Source organism: Bradyrhizobium sp. Leo78 (assembly GCF_059512425.1).
The window spans coordinates 17,323-43,579 of record NZ_JCAMOT010000039.1; the positions used below are offsets into that span (position 1 = coordinate 17,323).

Here is a 26,257-nt window from a genome sequence, read left to right on the forward strand (position 1 = left end):
AGGCGCGAGCGCCCATCCACCCCAAGCGCCCATATGGCTTGACCCGTCCGGTTGTCCCCCCGGACGGGTCTTCATTTTTGTGGACAGCGTGGACAACGCTTTCTGGTTGCGCCGTCAGTCATGCTGGCGTCGCGTCGACCGTCTAAGAGCCGCAAACCCAATAATCCGGTATTCCTGCGGACTTCTCTGCGTGCCCCGAGTCGTTTACGAAAAGGTGTTAGACTTTCTTTACCTTTTCCACAGAATATCCCAATCATGTTTTGATTCGGTTCGGTTGCGTCTTGCGTCCGTTTCTCTCCTTACGGGCTGTCTTAATGACAAATCGAACTGACGCGGCCAGAGGCCGCGAGATCGTGGCGCGCTGGTGCGCGCTGGCGGAAGCACGGCTGGAACACCTCACCGAACTGTTCGAATCCGGGCGCTGGCGCCGCTATCACAGCGAGGTGTCCTTCCTCGAGAACGTCCAGGAAGCCAAGCAGGCGGTCGAGACCTGGCGCGAGCTGTTGCGGCGCGAGGCCTCGCTGGACAATTCGCCGATCGACATCTCCTGGCTCGGCCGTGGCCACGTGACGCCGCTGCCGACCCCGGTGCGGTTGCAGCAGCGACCGGTCGAACGGCCGGCACCAGTGGCGCCGCCGGAGCCGCCGACCGAGATTGTCGCGCTCATGCAGGCCGTGGAAGAGGACGCGCCGACACCGGAAGAGGCGCCGCTGCCGCTGCTCGACCTCGCCGCCATCCAGGCTCGCTATCCGCTGCTGCGCAACACGCTCTAGAAGTTATTTTTATCTCCGCACCGCGTTGCCGCCGAGCACGAGCTGCGCATATTGCTGCGCGCCGGCAACCGATAGATCGGTCGTGATCACCCGCGCATGGTCGAGCCCGACCACGGCGCCGCGCGGCGTTTCCGAGATCATGTTGTTGTGGACCAGCGCGATCCCGGCGCCCGGCACCACCGAGACGCCGATACCGGCGAACGCCTTGCGGATCACGTTGCCGGTAATGGCGACGTCGCGCAGATATTTGCCCCAGCCGGCAACGATGCCGAAGGAGGGCGCGTTCTCGATCACATTGCCGGTGACCGCGGTATCCGCCTCGACATAGATGCCGATGCCGGCATCATCGTCCGGCGCGGTCCCGATCGGCCGCTTCGGGATCAGGTTGCGGATGATGTTGCCCTGGACCGCCGCGATGCGGCCGCCCTCATTGAAATTGCACACGGAGACACCGACGGCGGCGCCGTCGACCGTGTTGTTGGCGATGACGGCGCCCTCGAACGAGAATTCCGAATAGAGCGCGACCTCGCGGACATCGCTGACGCTGTTGTCTGATATATGGATGTTCGACGCCGAATTGCCGCGCACGGCCGAATAATCGCAGTTCTTGATGCGGTTGCCGCGCACGATCACATTGCCGGACCGGAAGGCGTTGATGGCGTTGCCATACTGGCCGGAGCCGCCGGGGCCGGCCTTGATGTCCTCGATGCGGTTGTCCGCGACGATCGTGCCGTCGTCGCCGATGGCGGTACGCAGGATCTCGATGCCGTTGTCGTTGGTGCCCGAGATCGTGTTGCGCGACACCATCAGGCCCAGCGCGTCGAACGACACGATAGCGGTGGTCGCAATGTCGGTGAAGATGTTGCCGCTGACGTCGCCCGACACCTGCTCGAACCAGATGCCGTTGCCGCCGCTGCCTTTGATCTCGCATCCGGTGATGCGGACATCGCGCGCCGTGACGCAATGCACGAGGCCGCGCCGCGTCGGCAGCGGCACATTGCCGCCGTCCAGCGTGAGGCCGGAGAGGCCGATGCCGTCGGCGCCTTCACCAAGAAACATCGACAGCCCGCCGTTGAAGACGAGTTTGGTCGCGCCGCGCACGCCAATGAGCTGCGAGCCGCGCTGCAGGCGGAGCAGGCCGGTGCGATAGACTCCGGGCGGCAGCGCCAGCGGTGCTTGCGCGCGTGCGGCCTCATCGATCGCGCGCTGCAGGACTTTGGTCTGGTCGTCGGGACTGCCGGGGCGGACGCCATACTGGGTAGCGTCGCGGCCGAGCGTGGAGGTGAGCGGCGCCGCGCGCGCAGCGTCCGCCGACAGCGCCAGCGCGCCGGCGGCGCCCGCTGCGGAAGCTCCGATGAGATGGCGGCGATTGACGTTCATGATGCGTGGCCCCACGACGCCGCAAATCGTAGCGCAGATCGGCAGTCGCGCGTGGCGGACGCGAGGGCGCGCGCGGGTGATTGTTGGGGGTAGGGTTAATCGCGGGTGGAGATATGCGCTGGGCGCCGCGCCAGCTTCACCATTTCCGTCAGCAGCGCCTCGCCGGCATCGACGAGATCTTCCAGCGTGATGCGCTCGGTTCCCTTGCGCAGCGATGTGCCGTGGCGCGGGATCAGCGGCACATGCACGAATGCGGCGAGCCGCAGGCTGTCGGTCTTCTCCACGGCTTCGATCGCACGCCAGCTTAGGTAGTTGCAGAGATAGCTGCCGGCGTCGCGAGAGGCGCGCGCGTCGATGCCGGTCGCGAGCGCGGCGCGCAGCAGTCTTGCGGTATGCGGTCCGAACATTGTCGCGTCGGCGCCGCCAACGATCGAGCTCTTGCGCGCACGGCGGCGGCCGGCATCGGCGACCAGCGTGGTGACGGCATTGCGGACGCGGGTCTCGATCCGTAAGTGCGCGGTGCGGCTGGCAAGCCCGAACATCAGAAGCGCCCGCGGACGGACGCGCGCGATCAGTTCCGGCAATTCGCGATCGACGGTGTCGTAGGCGACGTGGAAGATGTGGCTCGTCAGCCTGACATCATCGAAGGCGGGACGGCGAAGCTGCGTCAGCCGCTTCACCAGCGGCATGGTCGGATTGAACGGCGCCCCGGGAAACGGACCGAAGCCGGTGATAAGTACGGAGAGCTTTTCGCTCATCGCAACAGTTCCGCGATCTGCTCGGCCGCCACGGCCGGCGAGATGCGGCCGTCAGCAACCTCGGCCTCCGTCTTCTTCACCTTGGCGCGGATCGCAGGGTCGGAGCGCAGGCGCGCCATGATCCGCTGCTCCAGCATTGACCACATCCATTTCACCTGCTGCTCGCGCCGTCGCGCCGCGAACTCGCTGGAGGCGTTCATCGCGGTGCGATGCTCGACGATCTTCTGCCAGAGCTTGTCGATGCCCGCGCCGGTCAAGGCCGAATAGGTTTCGACCGGCGGGTGCCAGTGTTGCGAACGCGGTGCCAAGATATGCAGCGCGCTGCGATAGTCGGCTGCCGCGACATTGGCGCGCTTGAGATTGTCGCCGTCGGCCTTGTTGATCGCGATCATGTCGGCGAGCTCGACCAGGCCCTTCTTGATGCCCTGCAATTCGTCGCCGGCGCCGGGCAGCATCAGCGCGAGGAAGAAATCGGTCATGTCGGAGACCGCCGTCTCGGACTGGCCAATGCCGACGGTTTCTACCAGCACCACGTCAAAGCCGGCCGCCTCGCAGAGCAACATCGCCTCGCGCGTTTTCGCCGCGACGCCGCCGAGCGTGCCGGAGGAAGGCGAGGGGCGGATATAGGCCTGCTCGGACGCCGAGAGCCGCGCCATCCGCGTCTTGTCGCCGAGGATCGAGCCGCCGGTGCGCGCCGACGACGGATCGACCGCCAGCACCGCGACCTTGTGCCCGTGCTCGATCAGGTACATGCCGAGCGCATCGATCGTGGTCGACTTGCCGACCCCGGGCGAGCCGGTGATGCCGACACGGAAAGCCTTGCCGGTGTCCGCGAGCAGCGCCTGCACCAGATCGCGCGCCGCCGCCTGGTGGTCGGCGCGACGGCTTTCGATCAGCGTGATCGCACGCGCCAGCGCCGCGCGGTTGCCGGCGCGCAGTTCATGAGCGAGGGCGTTGATGTCGAGCGCTTTGGTGCCGCTCATTGCTGATCGTCTTCATCCGCTTTGGGCCGCGATCCGCTAAAAACCTTTGCACCGTCCGGCGACAGATATGGCTTCAGCGTCTCCCACGGCACGAACGCGACGTATTGGCCCTCGGCGTAGGCGCCGACGGCATAGGGCGGATAGTGGAAGGTCAGGCCGGAGCTCTTGCCCGTCTCGGTCGAAGGCGCCAGCGTCACCGCGCCGATCTTGAGCAGCGTCGGCTTCAGTTCTTTGTACCACTCGGCGGTCGCGGTCTCATCGGCGCCGCGCTTCTTCTTCTCGGCGTTCAACGAGGCGATGACTGCCTCCAGCATCGCCTTCATGGTCGGTCCGTCGTCGGCGGTCTCCGTGAAGAACGGGCGGATGCTGATGCGCTTCTTGTCGGTGGAATCCCACAGGATCGTGTTGACGTCTGAATTCGGATGCGCGCCGCGGGTATTGATGTAGTCGTTGCGGACAATGCTCACGTAACGGCCACCGACAACCGAGCGGATGTTGTACTTGCGCTCGAAGGTCCAGCCGCCACGGTCGAACAGTTGCGGATCCTGCTTCCGCGTGGATGCCGCCTCCGCAGCGCTCTTGTCGACCCACTTCCTGCCTTCGGCAAGGCAGTCCGCCGCCAGCGCGGGATCGGCCTTGATCTTGTCGTGGAGATAGACGGTGGCTTCGATGCTCCTGTTCTTGACCAAAGCGTCGGGTTTGGGATCTGTGGCGAGAGCCGGCTGGATGCATATAACGCTCAATGCCAGCGCAATGCTCAATTTGTTCAGCAAGTTCAAGGCTTCGCTTCCTTGGCAATTTGTTCTGCAAAGTTCTTGAGAGGTTCGAGATCGTCCTCGACCATGCTCCAAGGCAAGTCCGCGTCGGTTCGGTGATAGGCATGCCGTAACCAGTTTCCAAGATCGGCTAAAGCCCTCCAATTGATGCGAGGCTCTTGCGCCTTCAGATCTATTGGAATGAACCGGGACGCCTCGCTGATGATTTCAAGCAATCGTTCCACAGCCAGCCGTATCGCCAGATCGTTGGCAAAGCTTTCGCGTGTATGCCCAGCGACGATACGTCGAATGTCATCGATCGCTATGAGGATATGATCGATTCGGTCGGCTGACGTCGGCCGCACGTCAAAACACTTCGACGATGTCGTCTGCAATGCGCTGCGCGAAGCGGGGGTCGAGGGACCGCCGCGTGGTAGCCTGCGCCTGCAGCCCGGTCGCATCCTCAATGATGTGCTCGACACCAATCAAATTGAGAAGTGAAAACGAAGCGTCCGGCTCGATCTCGACAAGCACGTCGATGTCGCTGTCAGGACGATTGTCGCCGCGTACGTGCGAGCCAAAAATGGCGAGCTTCGACACGCCCGTTGCCTTGATGGCATCGGCGTTCTTTCGTATCGCAGCAATAACCTCGTCACGCGTCATGGCACAACCTGTTGCGCAGTTCAGCCAGTCTATCAGCTACTCCGCCGCCTCGCTATGGCCGAGCCGGGCGTTGAGCTTGTGGATCAGCTCCTCGGCGGCGTCGGAGATCACAGTGCCCGGCGGGAAGATCGCTTCCGCGCCCGCCTGGTACAGCGCCTCGTAATCTTGTGGTGGCACCACGCCGCCGATGATGATCATGATGTCCTCGCGGCCGTATTTCTTCAGCGCCGCCTTCAGTTCCGGCACCGCCGTCAGATGCGCGGCGGCGAGCGAGGAGACGCCGAGGATGTGCACGTCGTTTTCCACCGCCTGCCGCGCCGCTTCGTCAGCGGTGGCAAACAGCGGCCCGATATCGACGTCGAAGCCGATATCGGCAAAGGCCGATGCGATCACCTTCTGGCCGCGATCGTGGCCGTCCTGGCCGATCTTCGCCACCAGGATGCGGGGCCGGCGGCCTTCGGCCTCCTCGAAGGCATCGATCAGCGCCTGCACCTTTTCGACCCGGTTGGACATGGCGGCTGCCTCCCGCTTGTAGACGCCGGTGATGGACTTGATCTCGGCGCGGTGGCGGCCGAACACCTTTTCCATGGCGTCCGAAATCTCGCCGACGGTCGCCTTGGCGCGCGCCGCGTCGATGGCGAGCGCCAGCAGATTGCCGTTGCCTTCGGAGGCCGAACGGCTCAGCGCCGCCAGCGCCTGCTCGACGTCCTTCTGATTGCGCTCCTGCCGCAGCCGCTTCAGCTTGTCGATCTGCAGTCGCCGCACGTTGGTATTGTCGACCTTCAAGACGTCGATCGGCGCCTCGTTCTCCGGCTTGTACTTGTTGACGCCGATCACAGCCTGCTTACCGGCGTCGATCCGCGCCTGCGTTTTCGCTGACGCTTCCTCGATCCGCAGCTTCGGCACGCCGGCTTCGATCGCCTTGGCCATGCCGCCGAGCTCTTCGACTTCCTGGATATGGCCCCAGGCCTTGGCGGCGAGATCGCGGGTCAGCCGCTCGACATAGTAGGAGCCGCCCCAGGGATCGATGATCCGGTTGGTGCCGCTTTCCTGCTGCAGGAAGAGCTGGGTGTTGCGCGCAATGCGGGCGGAGAAGTCGGTCGGCAGCGCCAGCGCTTCATCGAGCGCATTGGTGTGCAGCGACTGGGTGTGTCCCTGCGTCGCCGCCATCGCCTCGATGGTCGTGCGCATCACGTTGTTGAAGACATCCTGCGCGGTCAGCGACCAGCCCGAGGTCTGGCAGTGCGTACGCAGCGAGAGCGAGCGCGGATCCTTCGGGTTGAACGGCTTCAGCAGCTTGGCCCAGAGCAGGCGCGCGGCGCGCATCTTGGCGACTTCCATGAAGAAGTTCATGCCGATCGCCCAGAAGAAAGACAGCCGCGGCGCGAACCGGTCGACATCGAGGCCGGCGGCAAGTCCGGCGCGCAGATATTCGACGCCGTCGGCGAGCGTATAGGCGAGTTCGAGGTCCTGCGTCGCGCCGGCCTCCTGCATGTGATAGCCGGAGATCGAGATCGAGTTGAACTTCGGCATCCGCTGCGAGGTGAAAGCGAAGATGTCGGAGATGATCCGCATCGAGGGCGACGGCGGATAGATGTAGGTGTTGCGCACCATGAACTCTTTCAGAATGTCGTTCTGAATGGTGCCCGACAGTTTCTCCGGCGGCACGCCCTGTTCCTCGGCGGCCACCACGAACAGCGCGAGGATCGGCAGCACCGCGCCGTTCATGGTCATCGACACGCTCATCTGGTCGAGCGGAATGCCTGCGAACAGCGTGCGCATGTCGTAGATCGAGTCGATCGCAACGCCGGCCATGCCGACGTCGCCGGAGACGCGCGGATGATCGGAGTCGTAGCCGCGGTGGGTGGCGAGATCGAACGCGACCGAAAGGCCCTTTTGTCCGGCGGCGAGGTTGCGGCGATAGAACGCGTTGGAGTCCTCGGCCGTGGAGAAGCCGGCATATTGCCTGATGGTCCAGGGCTGGTTGACATACATGGTCGGGTAGGGGCCGCGCAGATACGGTGCGACGCCCGGCCAGGTCTCGAGGAAGTCGATGCCGGCGAGATCGGCTTCGCCATAGCTCGCCTTGACCGGGATGCCTTCGGGCGTCAGCCAGGCCTCGATCGCGTCGGTGGGAGGCGCGCTGGCGGTTGGCTTGAAAGCGATATCAGCGAAATTGGGAATGCGCGTCATTCCTTTGTTCCCTCAAACCTGCGATTCCGTTCGATCAATCGCTGTACATTCTCTTTGTAGACGGGATCATCCCGATAATCTTTCGCGAGACCGTCCACTCCCTTTCCTACCAGGGAAGCGATCCATGCGAAGGGATTTAATAGCCAATCTGCCCATTCTAGAATTCTGCCCATTCTAGAATTCGCTTCATCGCGGCATCTCGCTCAGCAACAGGCCGCCCTCAATCATGGTCCGGATGCTGGTGGCTGACGATGGTCGCCATCTTCTCCGGCCCGTAATTCTGTTGCGTGGTCTGGCTCGGCAGGTTCGCGATGCCGACCACCCAGCCGAGGCGGGATTCGGTGCCGTATTGCCGGGTCGGCACCACCATGTCGGGCCGGTCGAAGGCGCCGGTCATGATCTCGATCCGGGGACCGTCGATGAGGTGGAAGCTCAAGGGGGTGCCGCAGGCGGGGCAGAAGTCGCGCTCGGCAATTGAAGAGGAACGGAACGACGCCGGCTTACCACGGGTCCAGGTGAAATCGGTCCGCTCGATATCGGCGAAGGAGGCAAACGGCGCGCCGGAGGCCTTCTGGCACATCCGGCAATGGCAGATGCTGATCCGCGTAGGTGCCGCCGTCACCGCAAAACGGATGGCGCCGCATTGGCAGCCGCCGGTCAGAACGGGTTTTTGGCTCGACGTCATGCTCACTCCATCCGCCGATAGGCTTCCTGCAGCGTCGCCGGCGCGTCGCAGCCGGCGAAGACAAAATCGGTCACGCCGGACGCGCGCAGCGCGGCTTCCAGCTCCCCCGGCCGTCCAGCCAGATAGATATGCCTTGCGCCGGCGGCTTGAAGGGCCTTGGCAGCCGCAGCGGCCTGTTCCGCGTAGACCTTATCCGAGGAACACAGACAGGCGATTGCGGTCCCCGACGCCTTGAAGGCGGCCGCGAGCGCCGCGGGATCGGAAAATCCCTGGCTGTCGAGCGCCTCGATGCCGCCGGTCTCGAAAAAGCTCTTCGCAAAGGTAGCGCGCGCGGTGAAGTCGGCGGGCGTGCCGAGATTGGCGAGGAAGATTTTTGGACGGGCCCCGCTCGACTTCAACTTTGCGTCGGATTTGTCGCGCAGTGCCTCGAAGGGGTCAGCGAGCCGCATTGGTGACAGCGCGTCGAACTTGAATTTGGCCTCACCATAAGCTGGTAGCACAACCGGCTTTGCTTCCAGCACCGTTGCATCGGCTTCGTGCAGGTTCGGAAACTCGCTGGCGCCGGTCAGCACGTCGCGACGCTTGGCGATGTTGGCCTCGCGCGCGGCACGCGTCGCGGCGATCTTGCGCTGGATCAGGTTCTGCTGAAGCGCGGCAAAGATGCCGCCGGCGCTTTCGATCTCCTGGAACAACAACCAGGTCGCTTCGCAAAGTTCCTTCGTCAGCGTCTCGATGCCGCCGGAGCCCGCTGCCGGATCGGATACTTTTGCGAGATTGGACTCTTCTAAAAGAATGAGTTGCGTGTTGCGCGCAACGCGTCGGGCAAAGTCGTCGGGCAGGCCGAGCGCCAGCGTGTGCGGCAGCACGGTGACGGCGTTGGCACCGCCAAGCCCCGCGGCGAACGTGGCCATGGTGGCGCGCAGCATGTTCACATAGGCATCGCGCTTCGTGAGCATCCGCCAGGCGCTGTCGGCGGCTATGAACAATGGCCGTGGCGTCAGTCCGCAGGCTTGCTCGATCCGCGCCCACAGGAGCCGCAGCGCGCGGAATTTCGCCAGCGTCAGGAACTGGTCGGCATCGGCGCTGAGCCGCGCATAGATCATGCTTTGGGCATCCTCGAGCGCAACACCGGCTTGTTCGAGGGTGCGCAGATAGGCGACCCCGCTTGCCAGCACGAAGGCGAGTTCCTGCACCTCCGATCCGCCGGCATCATGGATCACGCGCCCGTCGGCGGCGGCGAAAGGCCCCTTGAAGCCGAGCGCCACCAGGCCTTTGACGGCGCCGGTCACCGCCGGCACGATCTCGCCCCAGTCATAGGGGCTAAAGCCCCAGACCGCACAGGCCGCCAGCGGATCGAGCCCGAAACGGATGTCGCAGTTGGCGGGATCAAATCCCCTGCGCTTCACATATTCCGCGACATGGATTGCGGCCATCCGCGATTGCGGGCCGATCTGAAGATCAAGGGCAATGCCGGCGTCGAGATAGATGCCGTCAAGCACCTTGTCGACGGCTTCCGCCGTCGGCTCGAGTCCGAAGCCATGGGCGCCGCTGCCGCCGGCGAAGACCAGCGCGAGGCCGGTGGCGCCATTCTCGAGATCATGCAGCGCCTGCGCATTGGCGCGGCGCGGGTCGGGATCATCGATCCGCTGCATGATTTGCCAGGGCGCAGCCTGGCCGCGGCCGGCGATCGGGCTGGCATTGGTGGCGCGGCGATAGATCGGCTCGATTTTGATCCCGTCATAGGTCTTGCCGACCAGCTTCTCGAACGGCGCGCCCTTCAGAACGCCGTCCACCAGCTTGCGCCAGTCCTCGTAAGTCGCCGGCGCGAAATCGGCCGCCAATCGCAGATCGTCAGTCGTGGTCGTCATCCGCCCTATCGTTCCTCAAGTCGTCCTCGCCGTTTGGCCGGAAATTGCCACGCCGAAGCCGCCAAGCCAAACGCTGTTTTCAGTACCGCAATCCCGTAGCCCCGGTGAAGCGCAGACGCCCACCCGGGTTGCGTGTTCCACCCTACCGGGACTACGGCTCCGGGAGCCGTACAATACCGTCGGTCGAAACCGCCGCCAGCGCATCTTTGATCGTCCGTCCCGCAATGACACGGTCGCGCGCGATCTCCGCCAGCGGCACCAGCACGAAGGCGCGCTCGAACAGACGAGGGTGCGGCAGCGTCAACTCCGGCCGGTCGATCCTGACATCGTCATAGGCGATCAGGTCGAGATCGAGCGTGCGCGGGCCGAAGCGGCGTTCGGGAGAGCGGTCGCGGCCGAACTTGGTCTCGACCTTCTGCAGACAGAACAATAGCGCGTGGGGATCGAGGCTGGTTTCAATCTCGATGCAGGCATTGACGAAGTCTGGCTGTTGCTCGTCGCCCCAGGGGCGCGTGGCATAATCCGCCGAGCGGGCCACCAGCGCGGCCTGCGTCATGCCGCAGATTTGGGGAATAGCCTTGTTGAACGTCGTGCGGACGTCGCCGAGATTGCCGCCCAATGCGATCAGCGCGCTAGCCATGCGCGGCTGATTGCCGCGTGCGCGTCAGCACCACGCCGACATCCTCGAAGATCGCGGCGATCGGCGCGTGCGGCTTGTGCACGGTGACCTTGACTGCGCTGATGCGAGGGAAGGTCGACAGCACCGCCTCCGCCACCGCGCCCGCGGCCCGCTCCAGGAGCTTGTAATTGGTATCCTTGAATGCCTCGGTTGCGGTCGCCACCACGTTTGAATAGGACACGGTGTCAGCAAGCTTGTCGGTGCGCGAGGATTCGGAGAGATCCACGGAGAGTTCGAGATCGATGACGAAGCGCTGCCCGACTTCGCTCTCGTGTTCCATTACGCCGTGACGGGCATGGATGAAGATGCCGGTGATGAAGATCGTATCGGTCATTGCTGCCCCCTGATCGCTGCCGCCACCCGTAATGCCTGCACCGTTTCCGCAACGTCGTGGGCGCGGATGATCTGCGCGCCGCCTTGCGCGGCGATGAGATGCGCCGCGATCGAGCCGCCGACGCGCCGGTCGGGCTCCGACGGCGTCACGGTGCTGATGAAGCGCTTGCGCGAGGCGCCGACGAGAAGTGGCAGGCCGAACGCGGAAAGCTCTGCAAGCCGCGCCAGCACCATCATACTCTGCTGCGGCGTCTTGCCGAAGCCGATGCCGGGATCGAGCACGATCTGGTCCGTCGAAATGCCAGTCTTGGCGGCGATGTCGAGCGAACGGGCGAAGAAGGCCGAAACATCCTTCATGATGTCGATCGAGGGATCGGCGTTGTCGCGGTTATGCATGATGATGACGGGCAGATGCCGCGCCGCGACCAGGGGCGCCATGCCGGCATCGCGCTGCAGGCCCCAGACATCGTTGGCGATGAGCGCGCCGTGATCGAGCGCCCAGGCCACGACGTCCGATTTCATGCTGTCGATCGATACGGGCACGCCGAGCGCGACGACATCCGCCAGGACGGGTTTAAGCCGCCGCAACTCGTCTTCGGCCGAGACCGGCTGGGAACCATAGGGGCGGGTGGATTCGGCGCCGATGTCGATGATATCAGCGCCATCGGCGACCATCTTGCGCGCCTGCGCCAGCGCCTGTTCGGGCGCGGCAAACCGGCCGCCGTCGGAAAAGGAATCCGGAGTGATGTTGAGCACGCCCATCACGGCCGGGTAGGGCCGGGATAGCAGCGCCGGCAGCACCGCAGTCCCGCCGGAATGGGCGTCCCCTTGCATCGCAGCAATCATGCCGGTCGATTTGCGCGTCCCGCACCGGCGAGTCAAGCCGGGAATAGCGAACAGGTTTAGTAAGTGATCTTGGGCGGCAATTTGCGTGCGCGCTCGATCAGGAGCTCGACGGATTTCTCCGAAGGCAGGACGCGGACGAGCTTACGCTTGGTGTTCACGTCCTTCATGTTCTGCGCCAGCCGCGCCGGATTGCGCAGCGCAAGTTCGCGAACGGTGGTGACGCCGGCGGCGCGGACCAACCCGACCTTTGCCTTGCCCATCCCGGGAATGCGCATGTAGTCGGAAACGTTGGCCCATTCGAGCAATTGTTGTTCGCTGATGCCGGTCTTGGCCGCGAGCGTCTTGCGTCCCTTGACGGTGCGGGCGGCCTCAAGCAGCGCGTCCGTGGTGCGAATGCCCTGAGCCTTCAATTTCGAGGCGCAATAGGCGCTCAGACCGTCGATCTCGGAAAGTGGGTATGTCATGATGTCTGGTATTGAATGGCTCAACCTGAGGGTGCGTTCAAGCAAATTGGCTGAGTCCTGGCGTCCCCGCGACGATCTCGCCCATCTGATCCGCTCCGAGTTTGTCGCGCCCGAACCGGAAAAGTTCACGCGCAATCTTCTGAACCTCATTCATGCTGAGGCCGAGCGCCATCAGCCTGGTGCCGACAGCCATCAATCCACCGCCCATCAATCGCACGAGACCTGCACTGCTGTCCGCGGCCGCGATCGCCGCTTCCGCGCCCGGAATCTGGTCGATCAGCGCTTCAACCTGGCTGGATGGCCCCTCCCGACGGAGGAAACCCAGAACGATGCCGACGGTCTTTTCGGCGACAGCGCTATCGATGCCGGCCTCGGCGGCCAGCCGTCCAACCAGTTCGTCCATCTTGCCCCGCCCTCAGCCGGCTTGCCGCCGGACCTTGCTTGGGAATTGATCTTGAGCGCCTGTGCCATGAATTACAAGCGACGAGCGCAGATGATCCCACTTTTCGTCCTCATCACAGGCGAAGTGTTGCAGTAATGCAAGAGTACATATGCTAATCGCGCTGTTCTATCGCGTTGCGTCATCGGTTTTTGAACGGCTCGCAAGCGAAAGAGACGATGAGAATGTCGCGTCCGGGTGGCAAAAAAGCGCTGGCGGCGCTTGACAGTTTTAATCGACGGGCAAGATGCAATATGATGGTTGCGTTCGGGGAAGATACCTTCCCGATACGCGCGAAGAGGCGATGCGATGGCGATTTCCGACAACAAGATTGCCGATACGGACGAAAAGATTTTTATCGGTAAGGGCGAACAAGCGGCGTGGTTGACGCTGGCGCTCGCCAATCGCCACGGACTTGTTACCGGTGCAACGGGAACTGGCAAGACCGTCACACTGCAGGTGATGGCGGAAGGATTTGCGCGCGCCGGCGTTCCGGTCTTTGCCGCCGATATCAAGGGAGATCTGTCCGGGATCGCTGAAGTCGGCGAGGCCAAGGACTTCGTTGTCAAACGCGCCAGCGAGATGGGGCTGAAATTCCAGCCGGACCAGTTCTCGACGGTGTTCTGGGATGTGTTCGGCGAGCAGGGGCATCCGGTGCGAGCGACCGTCACCGAGATGGGACCACTGTTGCTGTCACGAATGCTCGATCTGAACGACGTCCAGGAAGGTGTTCTCAACGTCGCGTTCCGCGTCGCCGACGAGAACGGGCTTGCACTGATCGACATGAAGGATCTGCGCGCGCTTCTGGATGCGATTGTGCCGTCTGGCGGCAAGAAATCCGCCGATGATGAGGACGATCCGCTGGAGCCGCTCCGCAAAGCGGCGCAGAGCTTCGGCAATGTCAGCAAGGCGACCGTCGGGACCATCCAGCGCCAGCTCCTGGTGCTGGAAAATCAGGGCGGCGCGAAATTCTTCGGCGAGCCGGCGTTGACGCTGAAGGATTTCATGAAGACCGACAGCGATGGCCGCGGCATCGTCAATATCCTCGCTGCCGACAAGTTGATGCAGAGCCCGCGGCTCTATGCAACCTTCCTGTTGTGGATGCTTTCAGAATTGTTCGAAGAACTGCCGGAGGCCGGCGACCTGCCGAAGCCGAAGCTGGTGTTCTTCTTCGACGAGGCGCATCTCTTGTTCAACGATGCGCCGAAAGCGCTGCTGGACAAGATCGAGCAGGTGGTGCGGCTGATCCGCTCGAAAGGCGTCGGCGTCTACTTCGTCACCCAGAATCCGATCGATGTGCCGGACAAGGTGCTCGCGCAATTGGGCAACCGCGTGCAGCACGCCTTGCGCGCCTTCACGCCGCGCGACCAGAAGGCGGTCGCCGCCGCCGCGCAGACGTTCCGGCCCAATCCGAAGCTCGATACCGCCCGCGTGATCATGGAACTCGGCAAGGGCGAGGCGCTGGTGTCCTTCCTCGAAGGAAGCGGTACGCCGTCGATGGTCGAGCGCGTGATGATCCGGCCGCCGTCAGCGCGGATCGGGCCGGTTACGCCGGAAGAGCGCAAGAAGATCATCGACGCAAGCCCATTCAAGGGCAAATACGATACCGCGATCGATTCCGAATCCGCTTACGAGATACTCCAGAAGCGGATCGAGGGCACGGCGGCGCCGGCGGACGGTTCGGAAGCCGGTGGAGGCGGTGGCATTCTCGGGCAGATCGGCGATATTGCCGCCACGATCTTTGGCACCAATGTCAGGCGCGGCAGGCTGTCGACCGGCCAGGTCATCGCGCGCAACGTCACCCGTTCGGTCACCAACAAGGTGATCGGCGGCATCGTGGCCGACGTCGGCAAATCGGTCGGCGGTCAGGTCGGCGGCTCGATTGGACGTGCACTGGTGCGCGGCGCACTCGGCGGGCTGTTGCGGCGGTAGGGTCTGGCTGCGACACCAGATTGTGACGAGGGACGGATTGCTTTGTCGCTCCGCTCCTCGCAATGACGAACGGGGACTGCTCTCCGCTCCAACCACCGTCATTGCGAGCGAAGCGAAGCAATCCATGTGTCCTCACGGAATGATGTGTCATCACGAAATGAAAAGGATCAACGGCTTGCTGATGTCTGGAACGAGCTTGTGCTGAGATATCCGTCACTTCGGGCACCGCTCGACATCCTGTTCTTCCTCGGCTGCATCGCGCTGACCGCCGATGTGCTCGTTCCCGAGATTTTCGGACACGGCAAGACCAAGGATTATCCGTTGTGGTATTGGGCCGGGCAGCAGGTGCTGCAGGGCAAGGATCTCTATCCCGCCGACCCGCATACCTATTTTGATTTTATCTACCCGCCGCTGCCGGCTGTGCTGCTCGCCGTGCCCAGCTATTTCGGCAAGGTTGCGCTCTATCTCGCGCTCTCCCTGCTCAACATCATCGCCTGGTGGATGTCGGCGCAGTTGTCGCACGCGATGGCGGGCTCGGGCCGCAAGCCGGGTTGGCTGTTGGAGGCGTTGCCCGGCCTCGTTACGCTCACATTTGTCTTCGATATGTTCGATCTCGGCCAGCCGAACCTGATCCTGCTGGCGATGATGCTGTATGGATTCTGGCTGTTGCGGCAGAAGCGGCCGTGGTTCGCGGGAAGCATGTTTGCGCTGGCGACCGCCATCAAGGTGTTTCCGGTAGCGGTATTGCCCTATCTGATCTGGCGCAGGCACTGGACGGCGGTTGCGAGTACGCTGGTGTTTCTTATCGTGTTCCTGTTCCTGCTGCCGGCGCCGTTCCGCGGCTTCCAGCACAACGTCACGGAATTGAAGACCTGGTATCAGGGCATGGTCGGCTCGAGCTCGGAAAAAGGCTTTGGTCAGCGCGACGAGCAGAACTGGTCCTGGGTCAACCAGTCGATCATCGCGATGACGCATCGGCTGACGCGTCCGGTGAACTACAACCAGGACGATCCATTCAAGGCGAAGCCAGCGCGGTACATGAACATCGTCGATCTCGACTTCAAGACCGCGAACCTGATCGTGCTTGCGGTCTCGCTCGCGCTTGGTCTCGGCTATATCGCGGTAATGCCGCCCGCATCGCGCCGGACCGAGAAATCCGATGCGGAGGAGATCGGCATCCTGTTCTGCCTGATGACAGTCGCCTCGCCGCTGGCGCGGCAGTACTACTTCCTGTGGCTGTTCTTCCCGATGACGGTCCTGATGCATCGCGCCGCCTATGATCCGCGGCCGGCGGTCAGGACCGGGACATGGATCCTGCTCGGCGTTGCAGGCTGCCTGCTTTTGTTGTCGCTGCCGCTGTTTCCGATCGATGTGCAGGCCTATGGTAACAATCTCGTGGCGACCATCGTGCTCGCGGGGGGATTGGTCTGGCATATGCGGCATTCGCCTGCGGCCGATGCCGCCGACGCTTTGCCTGCGGCGGCAGGCGCGCTAAAACTCGGTGACAACAGCGCCCACAGCTAGGAAATTCAGCGATGTCCAATCCAAAGCTTCAGGCGGTCCTCGACCGCATCGACGCCGATTTCGACAACAGCCTGGAGCGGCTGTTCTCGCTGCTGCGGATCAAATCGATCTCGGCCGATCCGGCCTTCGCGGCAGACTGCAAGGCGGCGGCAGAGCACCTCGCCAAGGACATCGCCACGCTCGGCTTTGCGGCTGAGGTCAGGCCGACCGCGGGCCATCCCGCCATCGTCGCCAAGGCCAATGGCGGCACGGATGGCCGGCCGCACGTTCTGTTCTACGGCCATTACGACGTGCAGCCGGTCGATCCACTTGATCTGTGGCACCGTCCGCCGTTCGAGCCTGTAGTCACCGATCATGCCGATGGCCGCAAGATCATCGTTGCGCGCGGCGCGGAGGACGACAAGGGCCAGTTGATGACCTTCATCGAAGCCTGCCGCGCCTGGAAGCAGGTCGCGGGTTCGCTGCCGGTCGACATCACCATCCTGATCGAGGGCGAGGAGGAGGTTGGCTCGAAGAACTTCGTGCCGTTCCTGGAAGCCAACAAGTCGGAGTTCAAGGCCGATTTCGCGCTGGTCTGCGATACCGGCATGTGGGATCCGAACACGCCGGCGATCACCACGTCGTTGCGCGGCCTCGTCTATGACGAGGTCAAGATCAAGGCCGCCAACCGCGACTTGCATTCCGGCGTGTTCGGCGGCGGGGCGCAGAATCCGATCCGCGTGCTGACCCGCATTCTCGGCGGCTTGTTCGACGACAATGGTCGCATCACCATTCCCGGCTTTTACGACGGGGTGAAGGACCTGCCGGCGGATGTCCTGGAGCAGTGGAAGAAGCTCAACCTGACGCCCGAGACTTTCCTGAAACCGATTGGGCTCTCCGTGCCGGCCGGCGAGAAGGATCGTCTTCTGATTGAGCAGATTTCCTCGCGCCCGACCTGCGACATCAATGGCATCGTGGGCGGCTATATCGGCGAAGGCTCGAAGACGGTGATCCCGTCGCTCGCCTCGGCCAAGGTTTCGTTCCGCCTGGTCGAAGGGCAGGATCCTGCCAAGATCCGAAAGGCGTTCCGCGATTACGTGACGGCGCGGATCCCGGCCGATTGTTCGGTTGAGTTCGGCGACCATTCCAGCGCGCCCGCTATTGCGCTCGACTGGAACATGAAGCCGCTCGCCGCCGCCAAGCGCGCATTGACGGAAGAATGGGGCAAGGAAGCGGTTCTCATGGGTTCCGGCGCATCGATCCCGATCGTCGCCGATTTCAAGCGCACGCTCGGCCTCGATTCGCTTCTGGTCGGCTTCGGGCTCGACGACGACAACATCCATTCGCCGAACGAGAAGTACGACCTCAAGAGCTTCCACAAAGGCATCCGCTCCTGGGCCCGGATTCTGGCCGCGCTCGCGGAGCAGCCAAGATAGGCGCCTCGCACGTCATGCGCGGGCTTGACCCGCGCATCCATCGAAACGGACTGTTACGGGAGGTTGATGGATTACCGGGTCGAGCCCGGCAATGACAGACCCAGAAAGCTGAAACGCCGCCCGGGATTGGGCGGCGTTTTTATTCGGTCGTGCAGAGGTTGTTAGGCTCAACCTTACACGAAAATCCCGAAAATTCAATTGCGGAAGCTCGGGTCGATGCGGTCGAGCTTGCGCAAGAGCGGCGGCCAGACCAGCGTTGTCGAGCGCAGTTCGGCGCGGTCGGGATTGGAGAGCAGCGCGGTGTTCTTGTCGATCACGGACTGCTCGACCGGGTAGACGGTCGGGCCCAGCATGCGGGTGCGCACCTGCATGGTGCAGGCCCGCTCCAGATGGTACATGCGCTCGAAGGCGGAGGCGACGGAGCGGCCGACCGTCAGCGTGCCGTGATTGCGCAACAGCATATGGTTCTTGATGCCGAGATCGCGCTGCAGCCGCGGGCGCTCGTCATGATCGAGCGCGATGCCCTCATAGTCGTGATAGGCGAGATCGTGGGTGACGAGCTGGGCGGTCTGGTTCAGCGGCAGCAGCCCTTCCGGATCGCTCGAGACGGCGGTGCCGTCAGGCGTGTGCAGATGAAGCACGCAGCCGGCGTCCTCGCGCACCTCGTGGATGGCGGAATGGATGGTGAAGCCGGCGGGGTTGATGTTGTAGTCGGTCTTCGACAGCAGATTGCCGCCCAGATCGACCTTGACCAGGCTGGAGGCCGTGATCTCCTCGAACATCAGGCCATACGGATTGATCAGGAAATGATGCTCCGGCCCCGGCACGCGCGCGGAGATGTGAGTGTCGACCAGATCGTCCCAGCCATACAGCGCCACGAGGCGGTAGCAGGCGGCGAGGTTGACGCGCTGTTGCCACTCGGCATCCGTCATATCCGAGGACACTTCCTTCAGGCGAGCTTCCGCTGGCGACATGACCGGCTTCTCCCATGTGTTGATTTGTCAATGGGAAGCGTAGCCTTGCCGCCGGCCGGCAGCAAGGCAGGTTCGGCGTGACTGATATGCCCTTGTGCGCGGGCCCTACGGCGCAGGAATCGCGAGCAGGCTCGAAATGCTTCGGCCGCGGATATCGTAGACGCGGGCGAATACGACATCATCGCGCTTGATCTCGACCAGCACGGGCGCGGTCAGGCCCTTGCAGTAGAACTCGCCGAGCGTCATGGCGAAATCGGCGGATTGGCTGTCCCAGCCGATGGTGAAGTCCGGGCCGAGCGCAACCTGCGCCGGGCGCTGCGGGCCGCAGACGGCGACCTTCCATTTGCCGTTAAGCGGCGGAATTTCCTGTCGCTCGATCAATTGCTCGCGCAGGCCATCGGAGGCCTGCTTCAGGGCTAGACCCCAGTAGTCCAGCATGAACAGGTCGTCGGCACCGCGGACCGTGCCGGCGATATGGTTGAAGTGGGTATATTGGTAAGGATGGAGCCGGATCATCTCGCTGAGCGGCAGCAGCAGGCCGAAGGTGAAGACGGCGAGCGCCACCGGCTGCCAGCTCCGACGCTTTTCGCCGAGCCAGTCCATGGTGCGGGCGAAAGCAAAGCCGGCCAGCACCGTCATCGGCGGGATCACGAAAATGAAATGGCGGATGCCGTTATAGAGCGCCGGCCGCTTCACTATTGCGATGACCAGTGGAAGCGTTGCCGCCAGCGTCAGCATCAAGAGGATGGTCTTGCGCCGCGCGGTAACGTCGGCGCGCGACAGCGACATCAGGCTCATGACAACAGCTGCGACCAGGAGGCCCAGCAGCACCTCGGGAAGCTGCAGCGCGAACAGCGTCGGCAGATAGGACCACGGCATATCCGGCACCGAGACCAGCGCGCCGTCGAACATCTCCTTCCAGGGTTTCTCGAAGAAGTGCGAGAAATAGGTCACGGCCTCGAGCGGGTGGCCCGGTTCCATGATCGACCACGGCCAGATCAGGCCCATCACCAGATAGCCGAAGATCAACCCGGGCAGCAGCACGTAGACCACATGGCCGAAGCGATGCGCCGCCTCGCGCGGGCCTTGCTTGCGAACTTCTTCAAGCAACAGCGGCACGAAACCCACCGCGGCGTAGATCAATGCCAGACCGCCGAGAACCCGGCAGCCGAGCGAAAGCCCGGCGCCAAACCCGACGATCAGGATGGTGCGCGGCGAGGGCGCCGGATACTCCTCGGCAAGACGCACAAGGCCCATCAGCAGGATCATCATCGCCACCGCGAATGGCGCATCCTTCGGGTTCATGAACATGTGGCCGTAGAAGGTCGGGCACAGCGCGAGCAACAGGAGCGCGGCAAGGCCGGCCAGGGGACCGCCCACGCGGCGGCCGAGCCGCCAGGTGACCGCGAGCCCGATCACGCCGACGACGGCGCCGAGCAGCCGGCGGGTTTCGAACAGTTCGAGCGGGATGACCTTGTGGAGCAGCGCCGCCGCCATGTCGAAACCGCCGCCATACATGTACAGATTGGCGAACGACAGCGCGCCGGTGTCCTTGAAGCCGGAACCATACATGCGCAGCAGGAGGTCGGCGTATTCGGCGTGGGTGTAATCGTCCCAACCCAGCCCGTAATCACGGAACGTGAGGCCCGCGATCAGGGCGACCGCGCTCAGCACGATGATCGCAAGATCATCGCAAGTCTTTTCCACCGAGCGCCGCGTGGGCGTTTCGATGGCAGAAGTCGTAATGGATGACATGGCTATTGGTGACCCGGCGTCCCTCGGCCCTGGTGGCGCTTTAGGGCCTCATTCCCCGGCATCCATATAGCGCAGTTCCACTAACGAGTAATTGGGAATTGTGGCGTAATTTACTGATGCGTCGCAGCAATTTGGCATCAATTCGTAGCCGGTAAATCTACGGGGGGGGCGCGTTGCCGGCCGACTGTCCTGAGAGGCGAACAGAGCGGTAATCCTGTTCAAGATCCGGATAGGAACCGTCTCCGGAATTGTTGGTTGGCGATGCACATAATATGACGGTATCGTGGAATAGGGGGCCGGCGCGTAGATTTAGCGCGGTTTTCGGGGGTGAGTTTGATGATGGTCGGGATGTTGGTCGCGGGTTTTGGCCTGCTTTTGGCGGGCCTGCTGGCGATCGGCTATGGCATTCAATACAAGGAATTCAGCGTCGGCAGCACGCTGATTCTCTCCGGTGTGTTCGGGTTCTGCACCGGCCTGATCATGTTCGGCCTCTGGCTCAATGTCCGGGAGCTGCGGAATCTCGCCCGGCGCCTGGGCACCGGGGTGCCTGAAGAGGCGTTCCGCGAAGAGCCGCACCACGAATTCCCGCTGCCACCCGTTGCGCCGCGTGCTGCGGCTGCGCCCGAGGGGGGCTTCCCGTTCAGGCGCGGTCAACCAGCGGCAGACGGTTCTGGGGACGGTGCGCCGGAGGGACCCGCGGCGGCCGGTGCGACCCCGCCGCCCTGGTATCACGAGGCTGCCGCGCGCGATCGTGCCCGCAACGAGTTGCCGCCCGTCGCTCCGCCAGGTGCGGAACCGTCGGAGGTTGGCCCGGCAGGTCCCAAGCGGCGCAACCTGATGTTCTCCTCCACGCGCAAGGAGCGTGAACGGGCCCAGCCACGCACAGGCGAGCCTTTGACGCCCGACATGCTCTCGCCGGAGCCGCGTTCGAATCCACTGGCGCCGGCCGCCGAATCGGGCGAGTCGCAGCAGGTGAACTTCGATGACAACTGGCCGAGACCGGAGCGGCAACGACCGTCCGACCTTCCGCCGCGCCGCGCGCCCCGCATGCCCTCGACCCCAGGCGAGAGCTCCAGCGCGCCGTTGGCCGACCGTCGTCCGCCGCAGCCGCAGGAGCAGCCGCCGGTGACGGTGCTGAAATCGGGCGTCGTCGACGGCATGGCCTATTCGCTCTATTCCGACGGTTCGATCGAGGCGCAGATGCCGGAAGGCATGATGCGCTTCGCCTCCATCGACGAGCTGCGGTCGCATCTCGAGCAGCGTTCGTCATAGATCGGGAAATACTTGCAATCGCGCGTCTTGAAAAATATAGCCGCGTCGTTCTTGCTAGATTCCCGGTAATCCGCTCATATTTGGCAAGTAATGCGGGGCTCCGCTGATGTATTGGCGTAGCCCGATATTGTCTGCGGTCCTGCCCCTTTGCCAACGTCCAAGCCTCAAGAGAAGGTTGCGCGATGACCGATGCCACCGGCAAAAGCCCTGTCGAACTGACCGCCAACATCGTATCGGCCTATCTCAGCAACAATCCGACCCAGGCCTCGGAGATTCCCAACCTGATCAGCCAGGTGCATGCCGCGCTGATGCGGGTTGCCAGCGGACGGACCGAGGCGCCGCTCGAGCCGGCCAAGCCCGCGGTGTCCGTGAAGAAATCGGTTACATCAGAATATTTGGTCTGCCTGGAAGACGGTAAGCGATTCAAGTCGCTGAAGCGTCACCTGCGCACGCAGTACAACATGACGCCGGAACAATACCGGGAGAAATGGGGATTGCCGGCCGACTATCCGATGGTCGCGCCGAACTATGCGGTGGCGCGCTCACAACTTGCCAAGAAGATGGGTCTCGGTCAGCAGCAGCGGAAGCGGAAGTAACGTTCCGATTCGCGTGAAGAAAGCCTGTCAAAAATGAAGGGCTAGGAAGCGGCAGTCGCGAGCGTCTCGCGTGCGTCCGAGCGGATACGCTCGATCATCGAGCGAAATCCGTTGGAGCGCTGCGGCGTCAGGTGATCGCGGAACCCGAACTCATCGAAGATCGCGGCCGCATCCGTCGCCAGGATTTCCTTGGGCGTGCGGTCCGAATACAGCGTGAGCAGGATCGCGATCAGGCCGCGCACGATATGCGCATCGCTGTCACCGAGATAATGCAGCCGCGGCTCGCCGTTGGCGGCGTGATCGATCTTCCTGGAGAGCCAGACCTGGCTCGCGCAACCCTGCACCTTGTTGGCCGCCGAATGCTCTTCTTCCGGCATCGGCGCAAGGGTGCGGCCGAGTTCGATGACGTACCGGTACCGGTCGTCCCACTCGTCGAGCAGCGAGAAATTCTCCCTGATTTCGTCGATCGTCATCGTCACCCGCGTCCCATCACTCCAATCGTTATATAGGGTCGCGGGCGGCCGAATGCGATGAAAATGCAGCCGGTTCCGGCTTATTTTGCGGTCACGGCGCGGGCGGCGGCCGCCATTCGATGGCCTGGTCGTCGGCCGTCAGGGTGTCACGGGACGCAACCAGGGAGACCTCGGCATCCTCAGGCGAGCCGATCGAGCCGGTGTGGTCCGGCGACTTCTTGTCGATGATGATCTGATAGATTTTCCTTGCACCGTCGGTGGCGCGCTGACCGATCACGGTCGCAGCCTGGCCGCCGACCTCGCAAGCCGCAGGCTGGCGCTTGCAGAACTGGCCCATGTCGCTGACAGCAGCGGTCGCCGCCTGCACGGCTTCGGCGGCGCCGATCTGCGGCAGCTTTTCCGATTCAGGTGTTTTGTCCCTTGGCAGCAGCACGAGCACGAGCCCGAGCCAGAATGCCATGCGCAGCAGGAAAAACATCTCGCGACCCCGTCATCTTCGTTTGCGGTTGATCCGCAATTCGCACGTGACTAGCAGCGGTCAATAAAACGCAAGTGTTTGCCTTGAAGTTAAATCGTCGAAAATTCGCGGAAAATGCGTGCCGAAATGCGCGGGCGCGTTGATTCGCTGTAAATTTTCGATTGATGCCGGCGAGCAGCACGAGCCCGGTCTATCCACCATTTCGAAACCATAAGGTTATCGATCGCGGAAACCTTGCGTTCACCATCCGCGCCAAATGCGCCCGCTGTGATGTGCAAAAGCCGTGCGAATGCACGGAGTCTGGCGGCTGGGCGCTGTGCCTTAGCGTTCGCTTAAGTTCACTCTGACACGGTGAGTCCAAGATGAAGGGGGCGTTCCGACTCGTCTTTGACGCAGGATCGGGAAGCGCGAAAGCCGTGAGTGTTTTGAGTATTATCCGCGATTGTCTCGATGCCCTGCTGCATCCGTCGGCGAGATATGATGCGTTGACGCGGGCGCGGCATCGCGCCTTCATGGCGCCGCGTCTGCTCGGCAGCCTGGCGGCGTTCGCTGCGTTTCCGGTCTATCTCGCGCTGCGCGGCGCGCCGACCGCGATCGAGGTTGCCGCTTTCGCGTGGCTGATCGCCCCGATCCTGTTGTCCTGGTTCCTGTCGCGCACCGGCCGCTATGAAGGCGCGCATGTGCTGTCGTCGCTGGCGCTTGCCGGCTTCGTCATGATTGTGGCGGCGGCCACCGGCGGGATCGCATCCTTTGCCGCGGTCTGGCTCATCGTCGTTCCGATCGAGGCGGCGCTGTCGGCCTCGCGCCGTGTGGTGGCATTCGCTTTTGCGCTTGCGATGTCATGTGCGGCAGCCTTGATCGTGCTCGGCCATTTCCACCTGCTGCCGCCGTCAAATCTGAGCGCGCCATTGCAGGGCGCCTTGATCGGGTTCGGCGTCGTTTCGGCGACGCTCTATGCCGCGGGCCTTGCTTTCGGCGCCGAGTCGCTCGCGCGTACCAGCGTGGCGCTGCTCTATCGCGAGGAGGAACGCTACCGTCTCCTGGCGCACAACATGTGCGACGTGCTGTCGCGCCACAGCCGTAACGGCGCGGTGCAATTCATCTCGCCGGCGGCGGAAGCGATGCTCGGCGTGGCGGCGCCGCGGCTGATGGGGCACGGCCTGTTCGATCGCGTCCATGTCGCCGATCGTCCGGCCTATCTCACTGCGTTGTCGGATGCAGCACGGGGCGGCGAGGGACGCAGCGTCGAATTCCGCCTGCGGCGGGAGGCGCCGCGCGGTTTGATGCAGTCGGCGGATTTCATCTGGGTCGAGATGCGCTGCCGGCCGCTCGATCAGGCCGCTGGCGAGGGCGAAGTCGTCGCGGTGATTCGCGACGTCACCGATCGCAAGATGCAGCAGGAGGCGCTGGAGCAGGCGCGCAACGCTGCCGAGCAGGCGGACGCGTCGAAGACGCGGTTCCTCGCCACCATGAGCCACGAATTGCGCACGCCGCTGAATGCCATCATCGGCTTCTCCGACATGATCGCCCAGGAAGACGTGCTGATGCTCGATGCGGCGCGCCGCAAGGAGTATGCGCAGCTCATCCGTGATTCCGGCCAGCATTTGTTGTCGGTGGTGAACGGCATCCTCGACATGTCCAAGATGGAAACGGGCACCTTCGAGATTGCGCCCGAGCCTTTCGCGCCGCGCCCGGCGCTGCTCAACTGCTGCAACCTGCTGGCGCTGAAGGCGCGGGAGAACGGCGTCGATCTGATCACCCGCGCGCCGGAGGATCTGCCCATGATGAACGGCGATCCGCGCGCCTTCAAGCAGATCACGCTCAATCTCGTATCCAACGCCATTAAGTTCACCGAGCGCGGCGGCAGCGTCACGGTGTCGGCTGCGGTCGAGGGATCGCGGCTGATGCTCCGCATCACCGATACCGGCGTCGGCATCGATGCTGACGATCTCAAACGGATCGGCAATCCCTTCTTCCAGGCTGGCAAGACCTATCAGCGCCGTCATGAGGGTACGGGACTTGGGCTGTCGATCGTGAAGGGCCTGATCGGCTTGCACCAGGGCGAGATGAGTGTAGAGAGCAAGCTTGGCGAAGGCACCACCGTGACGGTGACGCTGCCGCTCTCGTTTGCGCCGCCGCCAGTGCAGGAGCCTTCCGGCAAGATCGCGACGCTGAAGCCCGCGTTGCGATCGGGATTACAAGAACAAGCCCAGCAGGTGAAGAAGAGTGCCTAGAAAAGTCGCCGACGATGACGAGATGCCGCGCCGCCGCCGTCGTGGCGCGCAGGCGGTTGCGATCGAAGCCGAGGAAGAGCGCGGCCTCGTGATGCGCGTGCTGCTGCACAGTCCGAAGGACACGGTCGCCGCCGTGCTCGCGGCCGGCGCCGTCATTGCCATCGTCACCAACGCGCTGTTCCTGCAGGCCGGCCGTCATCCATCGCCGATGTTCGGTTCGGTCGTGACGCTGCCGCCGCCGGCGCCCGCCGTCACCAGCCCGCTGCCGCGTTCGCGGCCTGTCGAGGCAGCTGCGCGTCCGGTTGAATCTCAGCCGGTGGAAGCAAAACCCGCCGAGCCTGCGAAGCCTGCCGAACCAAGGGCGGAGCCGCGGGCCTCCGACTCCAAGGCTTCTGTTTCCAAGACTTCCGATTCCAAGACTCCCGATCCCAAGACTTCCGACCCGATGACCAATCTCGTGCTGAAGTCGACTTCAGCCCCGCCGGCTCCGGCAAATGTCATCCGGCCGCCTGCGCCGATCCCCTCGCGCGGCGAGACCACCCAGAGTGCGACATCGAAGCGTATCGCAGCGGTGCAGCGGGCGCTCACCGAATATGGCTACGGCCAGCTCAAGCCGACCGGCACCATCGGTTCCGACACCCAGGCCGCAATCGCCAAATTCGAGCGCGACCGCAAGCTGCCGGTGACCGGCCAGATGTCGGACCGAGTCGTGCGCGAACTCTCGGCAATGATCGGACACCCGGTCGAGTAGGCCTGCGCAACGGCTCGATGCCTCGCGGATCGCC

26 protein-coding genes are annotated in these 26,257 nt (G+C 63.5%); 8 read left to right on the forward strand and 18 right to left on the reverse strand.

Annotated elements, in window-relative coordinates:
* Nucleotides 1-314: 314 nt before the first annotated feature.
* On the forward strand, nucleotides 315-773 hold the full coding sequence (locus tag AC5ZG1_RS34265) for a TIGR03809 family protein (RefSeq protein ID WP_496135486.1): 459 nt from the start codon (nucleotides 315-317) through the stop codon (nucleotides 771-773).
* A gap of 9 nt (nucleotides 774-782) precedes the next feature.
* Here AC5ZG1_RS34265 and AC5ZG1_RS34270 read toward each other — a convergent pair whose 3' ends face one another.
* From AC5ZG1_RS34270 to AC5ZG1_RS34335, 14 genes are all read right to left on the reverse strand, one after another.
* The gene (locus AC5ZG1_RS34270; RefSeq protein WP_496135487.1) at nucleotides 783-2,153 is read right to left on the reverse strand and encodes a TIGR03808 family TAT-translocated repetitive protein; all 1,371 of its coding nucleotides are present in this window, start codon (nucleotides 2,151-2,153) and stop codon (nucleotides 783-785) included.
* A gap of 95 nt (nucleotides 2,154-2,248) precedes the next feature.
* Complete coding sequence (locus tag AC5ZG1_RS34275; RefSeq protein WP_496135488.1) at nucleotides 2,249-2,911, reverse strand: pyroglutamyl-peptidase I; 663 nt, start codon at nucleotides 2,909-2,911, stop codon at nucleotides 2,249-2,251.
* A complete protein-coding gene (meaB, locus tag AC5ZG1_RS34280) occupies nucleotides 2,908-3,894 on the reverse strand; it encodes a methylmalonyl Co-A mutase-associated GTPase MeaB (protein ID WP_456642987.1) in 987 nt (328 codons plus the stop codon). The genes AC5ZG1_RS34275 and meaB overlap by 4 nt, the downstream gene beginning before the upstream one ends.
* The gene (locus AC5ZG1_RS34285; RefSeq protein ID WP_496135489.1) at nucleotides 3,891-4,673 is read right to left on the reverse strand and encodes a DUF3298 and DUF4163 domain-containing protein; all 783 of its coding nucleotides are present in this window, start codon (nucleotides 4,671-4,673) and stop codon (nucleotides 3,891-3,893) included. The genes meaB and AC5ZG1_RS34285 overlap by 4 nt, the downstream gene beginning before the upstream one ends.
* A complete protein-coding gene (locus AC5ZG1_RS34290; protein WP_456642985.1) occupies nucleotides 4,670-5,014 on the reverse strand; it encodes a HepT-like ribonuclease domain-containing protein in 345 nt (114 codons plus the stop codon). The genes AC5ZG1_RS34285 and AC5ZG1_RS34290 overlap by 4 nt, the downstream gene beginning before the upstream one ends.
* A gap of 1 nt (nucleotide 5,015) precedes the next feature.
* Nucleotides 5,016-5,312 carry a nucleotidyltransferase family protein gene (locus AC5ZG1_RS34295; RefSeq protein ID WP_496135490.1) on the reverse strand — a complete coding sequence of 99 codons (297 nt, stop codon included), beginning with the start codon at nucleotides 5,310-5,312 and terminating at the stop codon, nucleotides 5,016-5,018.
* Nucleotides 5,313-5,348: 36 nt separating this feature from the next.
* Entirely contained in the window at nucleotides 5,349-7,505 is a 2,157-nt protein-coding gene (gene scpA / locus AC5ZG1_RS34300; RefSeq protein ID WP_496135491.1) for a methylmalonyl-CoA mutase, read from the reverse strand.
* 220 nt (nucleotides 7,506-7,725) lie between these two features.
* Nucleotides 7,726-8,190: a GFA family protein gene (locus AC5ZG1_RS34305; protein WP_456642982.1), complete on the reverse strand. Its 465-nt coding sequence runs from the start codon at nucleotides 8,188-8,190 to the stop codon at nucleotides 7,726-7,728.
* Nucleotides 8,191-8,192: 2 nt separating this feature from the next.
* Nucleotides 8,193-10,058: a methylmalonyl-CoA mutase family protein gene (locus tag AC5ZG1_RS34310; protein ID WP_496135492.1), complete on the reverse strand. Its 1,866-nt coding sequence runs from the start codon at nucleotides 10,056-10,058 to the stop codon at nucleotides 8,193-8,195.
* A 151-nt stretch (nucleotides 10,059-10,209) separates the two neighbouring features.
* Nucleotides 10,210-10,698 (reverse strand): 2-amino-4-hydroxy-6-hydroxymethyldihydropteridine diphosphokinase, encoded by a 489-nt coding sequence (gene folK, locus AC5ZG1_RS34315; RefSeq protein WP_496135493.1) that lies wholly within the window; start codon nucleotides 10,696-10,698, stop codon nucleotides 10,210-10,212.
* Nucleotides 10,691-11,071: a dihydroneopterin aldolase gene (folB, locus tag AC5ZG1_RS34320; protein ID WP_130227235.1), complete on the reverse strand. Its 381-nt coding sequence runs from the start codon at nucleotides 11,069-11,071 to the stop codon at nucleotides 10,691-10,693. Before folB ends, folK begins: the two co-directional genes overlap by 8 nt.
* Entirely contained in the window at nucleotides 11,068-11,904 is an 837-nt protein-coding gene (gene folP, locus AC5ZG1_RS34325) for a dihydropteroate synthase (protein ID WP_496135495.1), read from the reverse strand. Before folP ends, folB begins: the two co-directional genes overlap by 4 nt.
* Nucleotides 11,905-11,972: 68 nt before the next feature.
* Nucleotides 11,973-12,380 carry a DUF4332 domain-containing protein gene (locus AC5ZG1_RS34330; RefSeq protein WP_130227233.1) on the reverse strand — a complete coding sequence of 136 codons (408 nt, stop codon included), beginning with the start codon at nucleotides 12,378-12,380 and terminating at the stop codon, nucleotides 11,973-11,975.
* A 37-nt stretch (nucleotides 12,381-12,417) separates the two neighbouring features.
* A complete protein-coding gene (locus tag AC5ZG1_RS34335) occupies nucleotides 12,418-12,783 on the reverse strand; it encodes a DUF2267 domain-containing protein (protein WP_080663888.1) in 366 nt (121 codons plus the stop codon).
* Between the two features lie 345 nt (nucleotides 12,784-13,128).
* On the opposite strand from AC5ZG1_RS34335, the gene AC5ZG1_RS34340 reads away from it, so the two are divergent.
* The 3 genes from AC5ZG1_RS34340 to AC5ZG1_RS34350 all read left to right on the forward strand — a co-directional run bounded on the left by AC5ZG1_RS34340 (nucleotide 13,129) and on the right by AC5ZG1_RS34350 (nucleotide 17,690).
* Nucleotides 13,129-14,751, forward strand: coding sequence for a helicase HerA-like domain-containing protein (locus AC5ZG1_RS34340; protein ID WP_130227231.1), 1,623 nt, complete (start codon nucleotides 13,129-13,131; stop codon nucleotides 14,749-14,751).
* A 198-nt stretch (nucleotides 14,752-14,949) separates the two neighbouring features.
* Complete coding sequence (locus AC5ZG1_RS34345; protein ID WP_496135497.1) at nucleotides 14,950-16,275, forward strand: glycosyltransferase family 87 protein; 1,326 nt, start codon at nucleotides 14,950-14,952, stop codon at nucleotides 16,273-16,275.
* 11 nt (nucleotides 16,276-16,286) lie between these two features.
* The gene (locus AC5ZG1_RS34350; protein WP_496135499.1) at nucleotides 16,287-17,690 is read left to right on the forward strand and encodes a M20/M25/M40 family metallo-hydrolase; all 1,404 of its coding nucleotides are present in this window, start codon (nucleotides 16,287-16,289) and stop codon (nucleotides 17,688-17,690) included.
* 194 nt (nucleotides 17,691-17,884) lie between these two features.
* Here AC5ZG1_RS34350 and AC5ZG1_RS34355 read toward each other — a convergent pair whose 3' ends face one another.
* Together AC5ZG1_RS34355 and AC5ZG1_RS34360 are read right to left on the reverse strand one after the other, a co-directional pair.
* Complete coding sequence (locus tag AC5ZG1_RS34355; RefSeq protein WP_496135501.1) at nucleotides 17,885-18,664, reverse strand: class II aldolase/adducin family protein; 780 nt, start codon at nucleotides 18,662-18,664, stop codon at nucleotides 17,885-17,887.
* 105 nt (nucleotides 18,665-18,769) lie between these two features.
* Nucleotides 18,770-20,419, reverse strand: a complete 1,650-nt coding sequence (locus AC5ZG1_RS34360) for a glycosyltransferase family 39 protein (RefSeq protein ID WP_496135502.1) — start codon at nucleotides 20,417-20,419, stop codon at nucleotides 18,770-18,772.
* A 336-nt stretch (nucleotides 20,420-20,755) separates the two neighbouring features.
* On the opposite strand from AC5ZG1_RS34360, the gene AC5ZG1_RS34365 reads away from it, so the two are divergent.
* On the forward strand, nucleotides 20,756-21,691 hold the full coding sequence (locus AC5ZG1_RS34365; protein WP_496135504.1) for a DUF308 domain-containing protein: 936 nt from the start codon (nucleotides 20,756-20,758) through the stop codon (nucleotides 21,689-21,691).
* Nucleotides 21,692-21,873: 182 nt separating this feature from the next.
* Nucleotides 21,874-22,287 (forward strand): Ros/MucR family transcriptional regulator, encoded by a 414-nt coding sequence (locus tag AC5ZG1_RS34370; protein ID WP_028166163.1) that lies wholly within the window; start codon nucleotides 21,874-21,876, stop codon nucleotides 22,285-22,287.
* Between the two features lie 41 nt (nucleotides 22,288-22,328).
* On the opposite strand, the gene AC5ZG1_RS34375 is transcribed toward AC5ZG1_RS34370, so the two are convergent.
* Together AC5ZG1_RS34375 and AC5ZG1_RS34380 are read right to left on the reverse strand one after the other, a co-directional pair.
* Nucleotides 22,329-22,760, reverse strand: coding sequence for a SufE family protein (locus AC5ZG1_RS34375; RefSeq protein ID WP_130227227.1), 432 nt, complete (start codon nucleotides 22,758-22,760; stop codon nucleotides 22,329-22,331).
* Nucleotides 22,761-22,851: 91 nt separating this feature from the next.
* On the reverse strand, nucleotides 22,852-23,238 hold the full coding sequence (locus AC5ZG1_RS34380; RefSeq protein ID WP_130227226.1) for a DUF5330 domain-containing protein: 387 nt from the start codon (nucleotides 23,236-23,238) through the stop codon (nucleotides 22,852-22,854).
* 416 nt (nucleotides 23,239-23,654) lie between these two features.
* Between AC5ZG1_RS34380 and AC5ZG1_RS34385 the strand changes: the two genes are divergently transcribed.
* Nucleotides 23,655-25,472 carry a sensor histidine kinase gene (locus tag AC5ZG1_RS34385; RefSeq protein ID WP_496135506.1) on the forward strand — a complete coding sequence of 606 codons (1,818 nt, stop codon included), beginning with the start codon at nucleotides 23,655-23,657 and terminating at the stop codon, nucleotides 25,470-25,472.
* Nucleotides 25,465-26,223, forward strand: a complete 759-nt coding sequence (locus AC5ZG1_RS34390) for a peptidoglycan-binding domain-containing protein (RefSeq protein ID WP_496135508.1) — start codon at nucleotides 25,465-25,467, stop codon at nucleotides 26,221-26,223. The genes AC5ZG1_RS34385 and AC5ZG1_RS34390 overlap by 8 nt, the downstream gene beginning before the upstream one ends.
* Nucleotides 26,224-26,257: the final 34 nt, after the last annotated feature.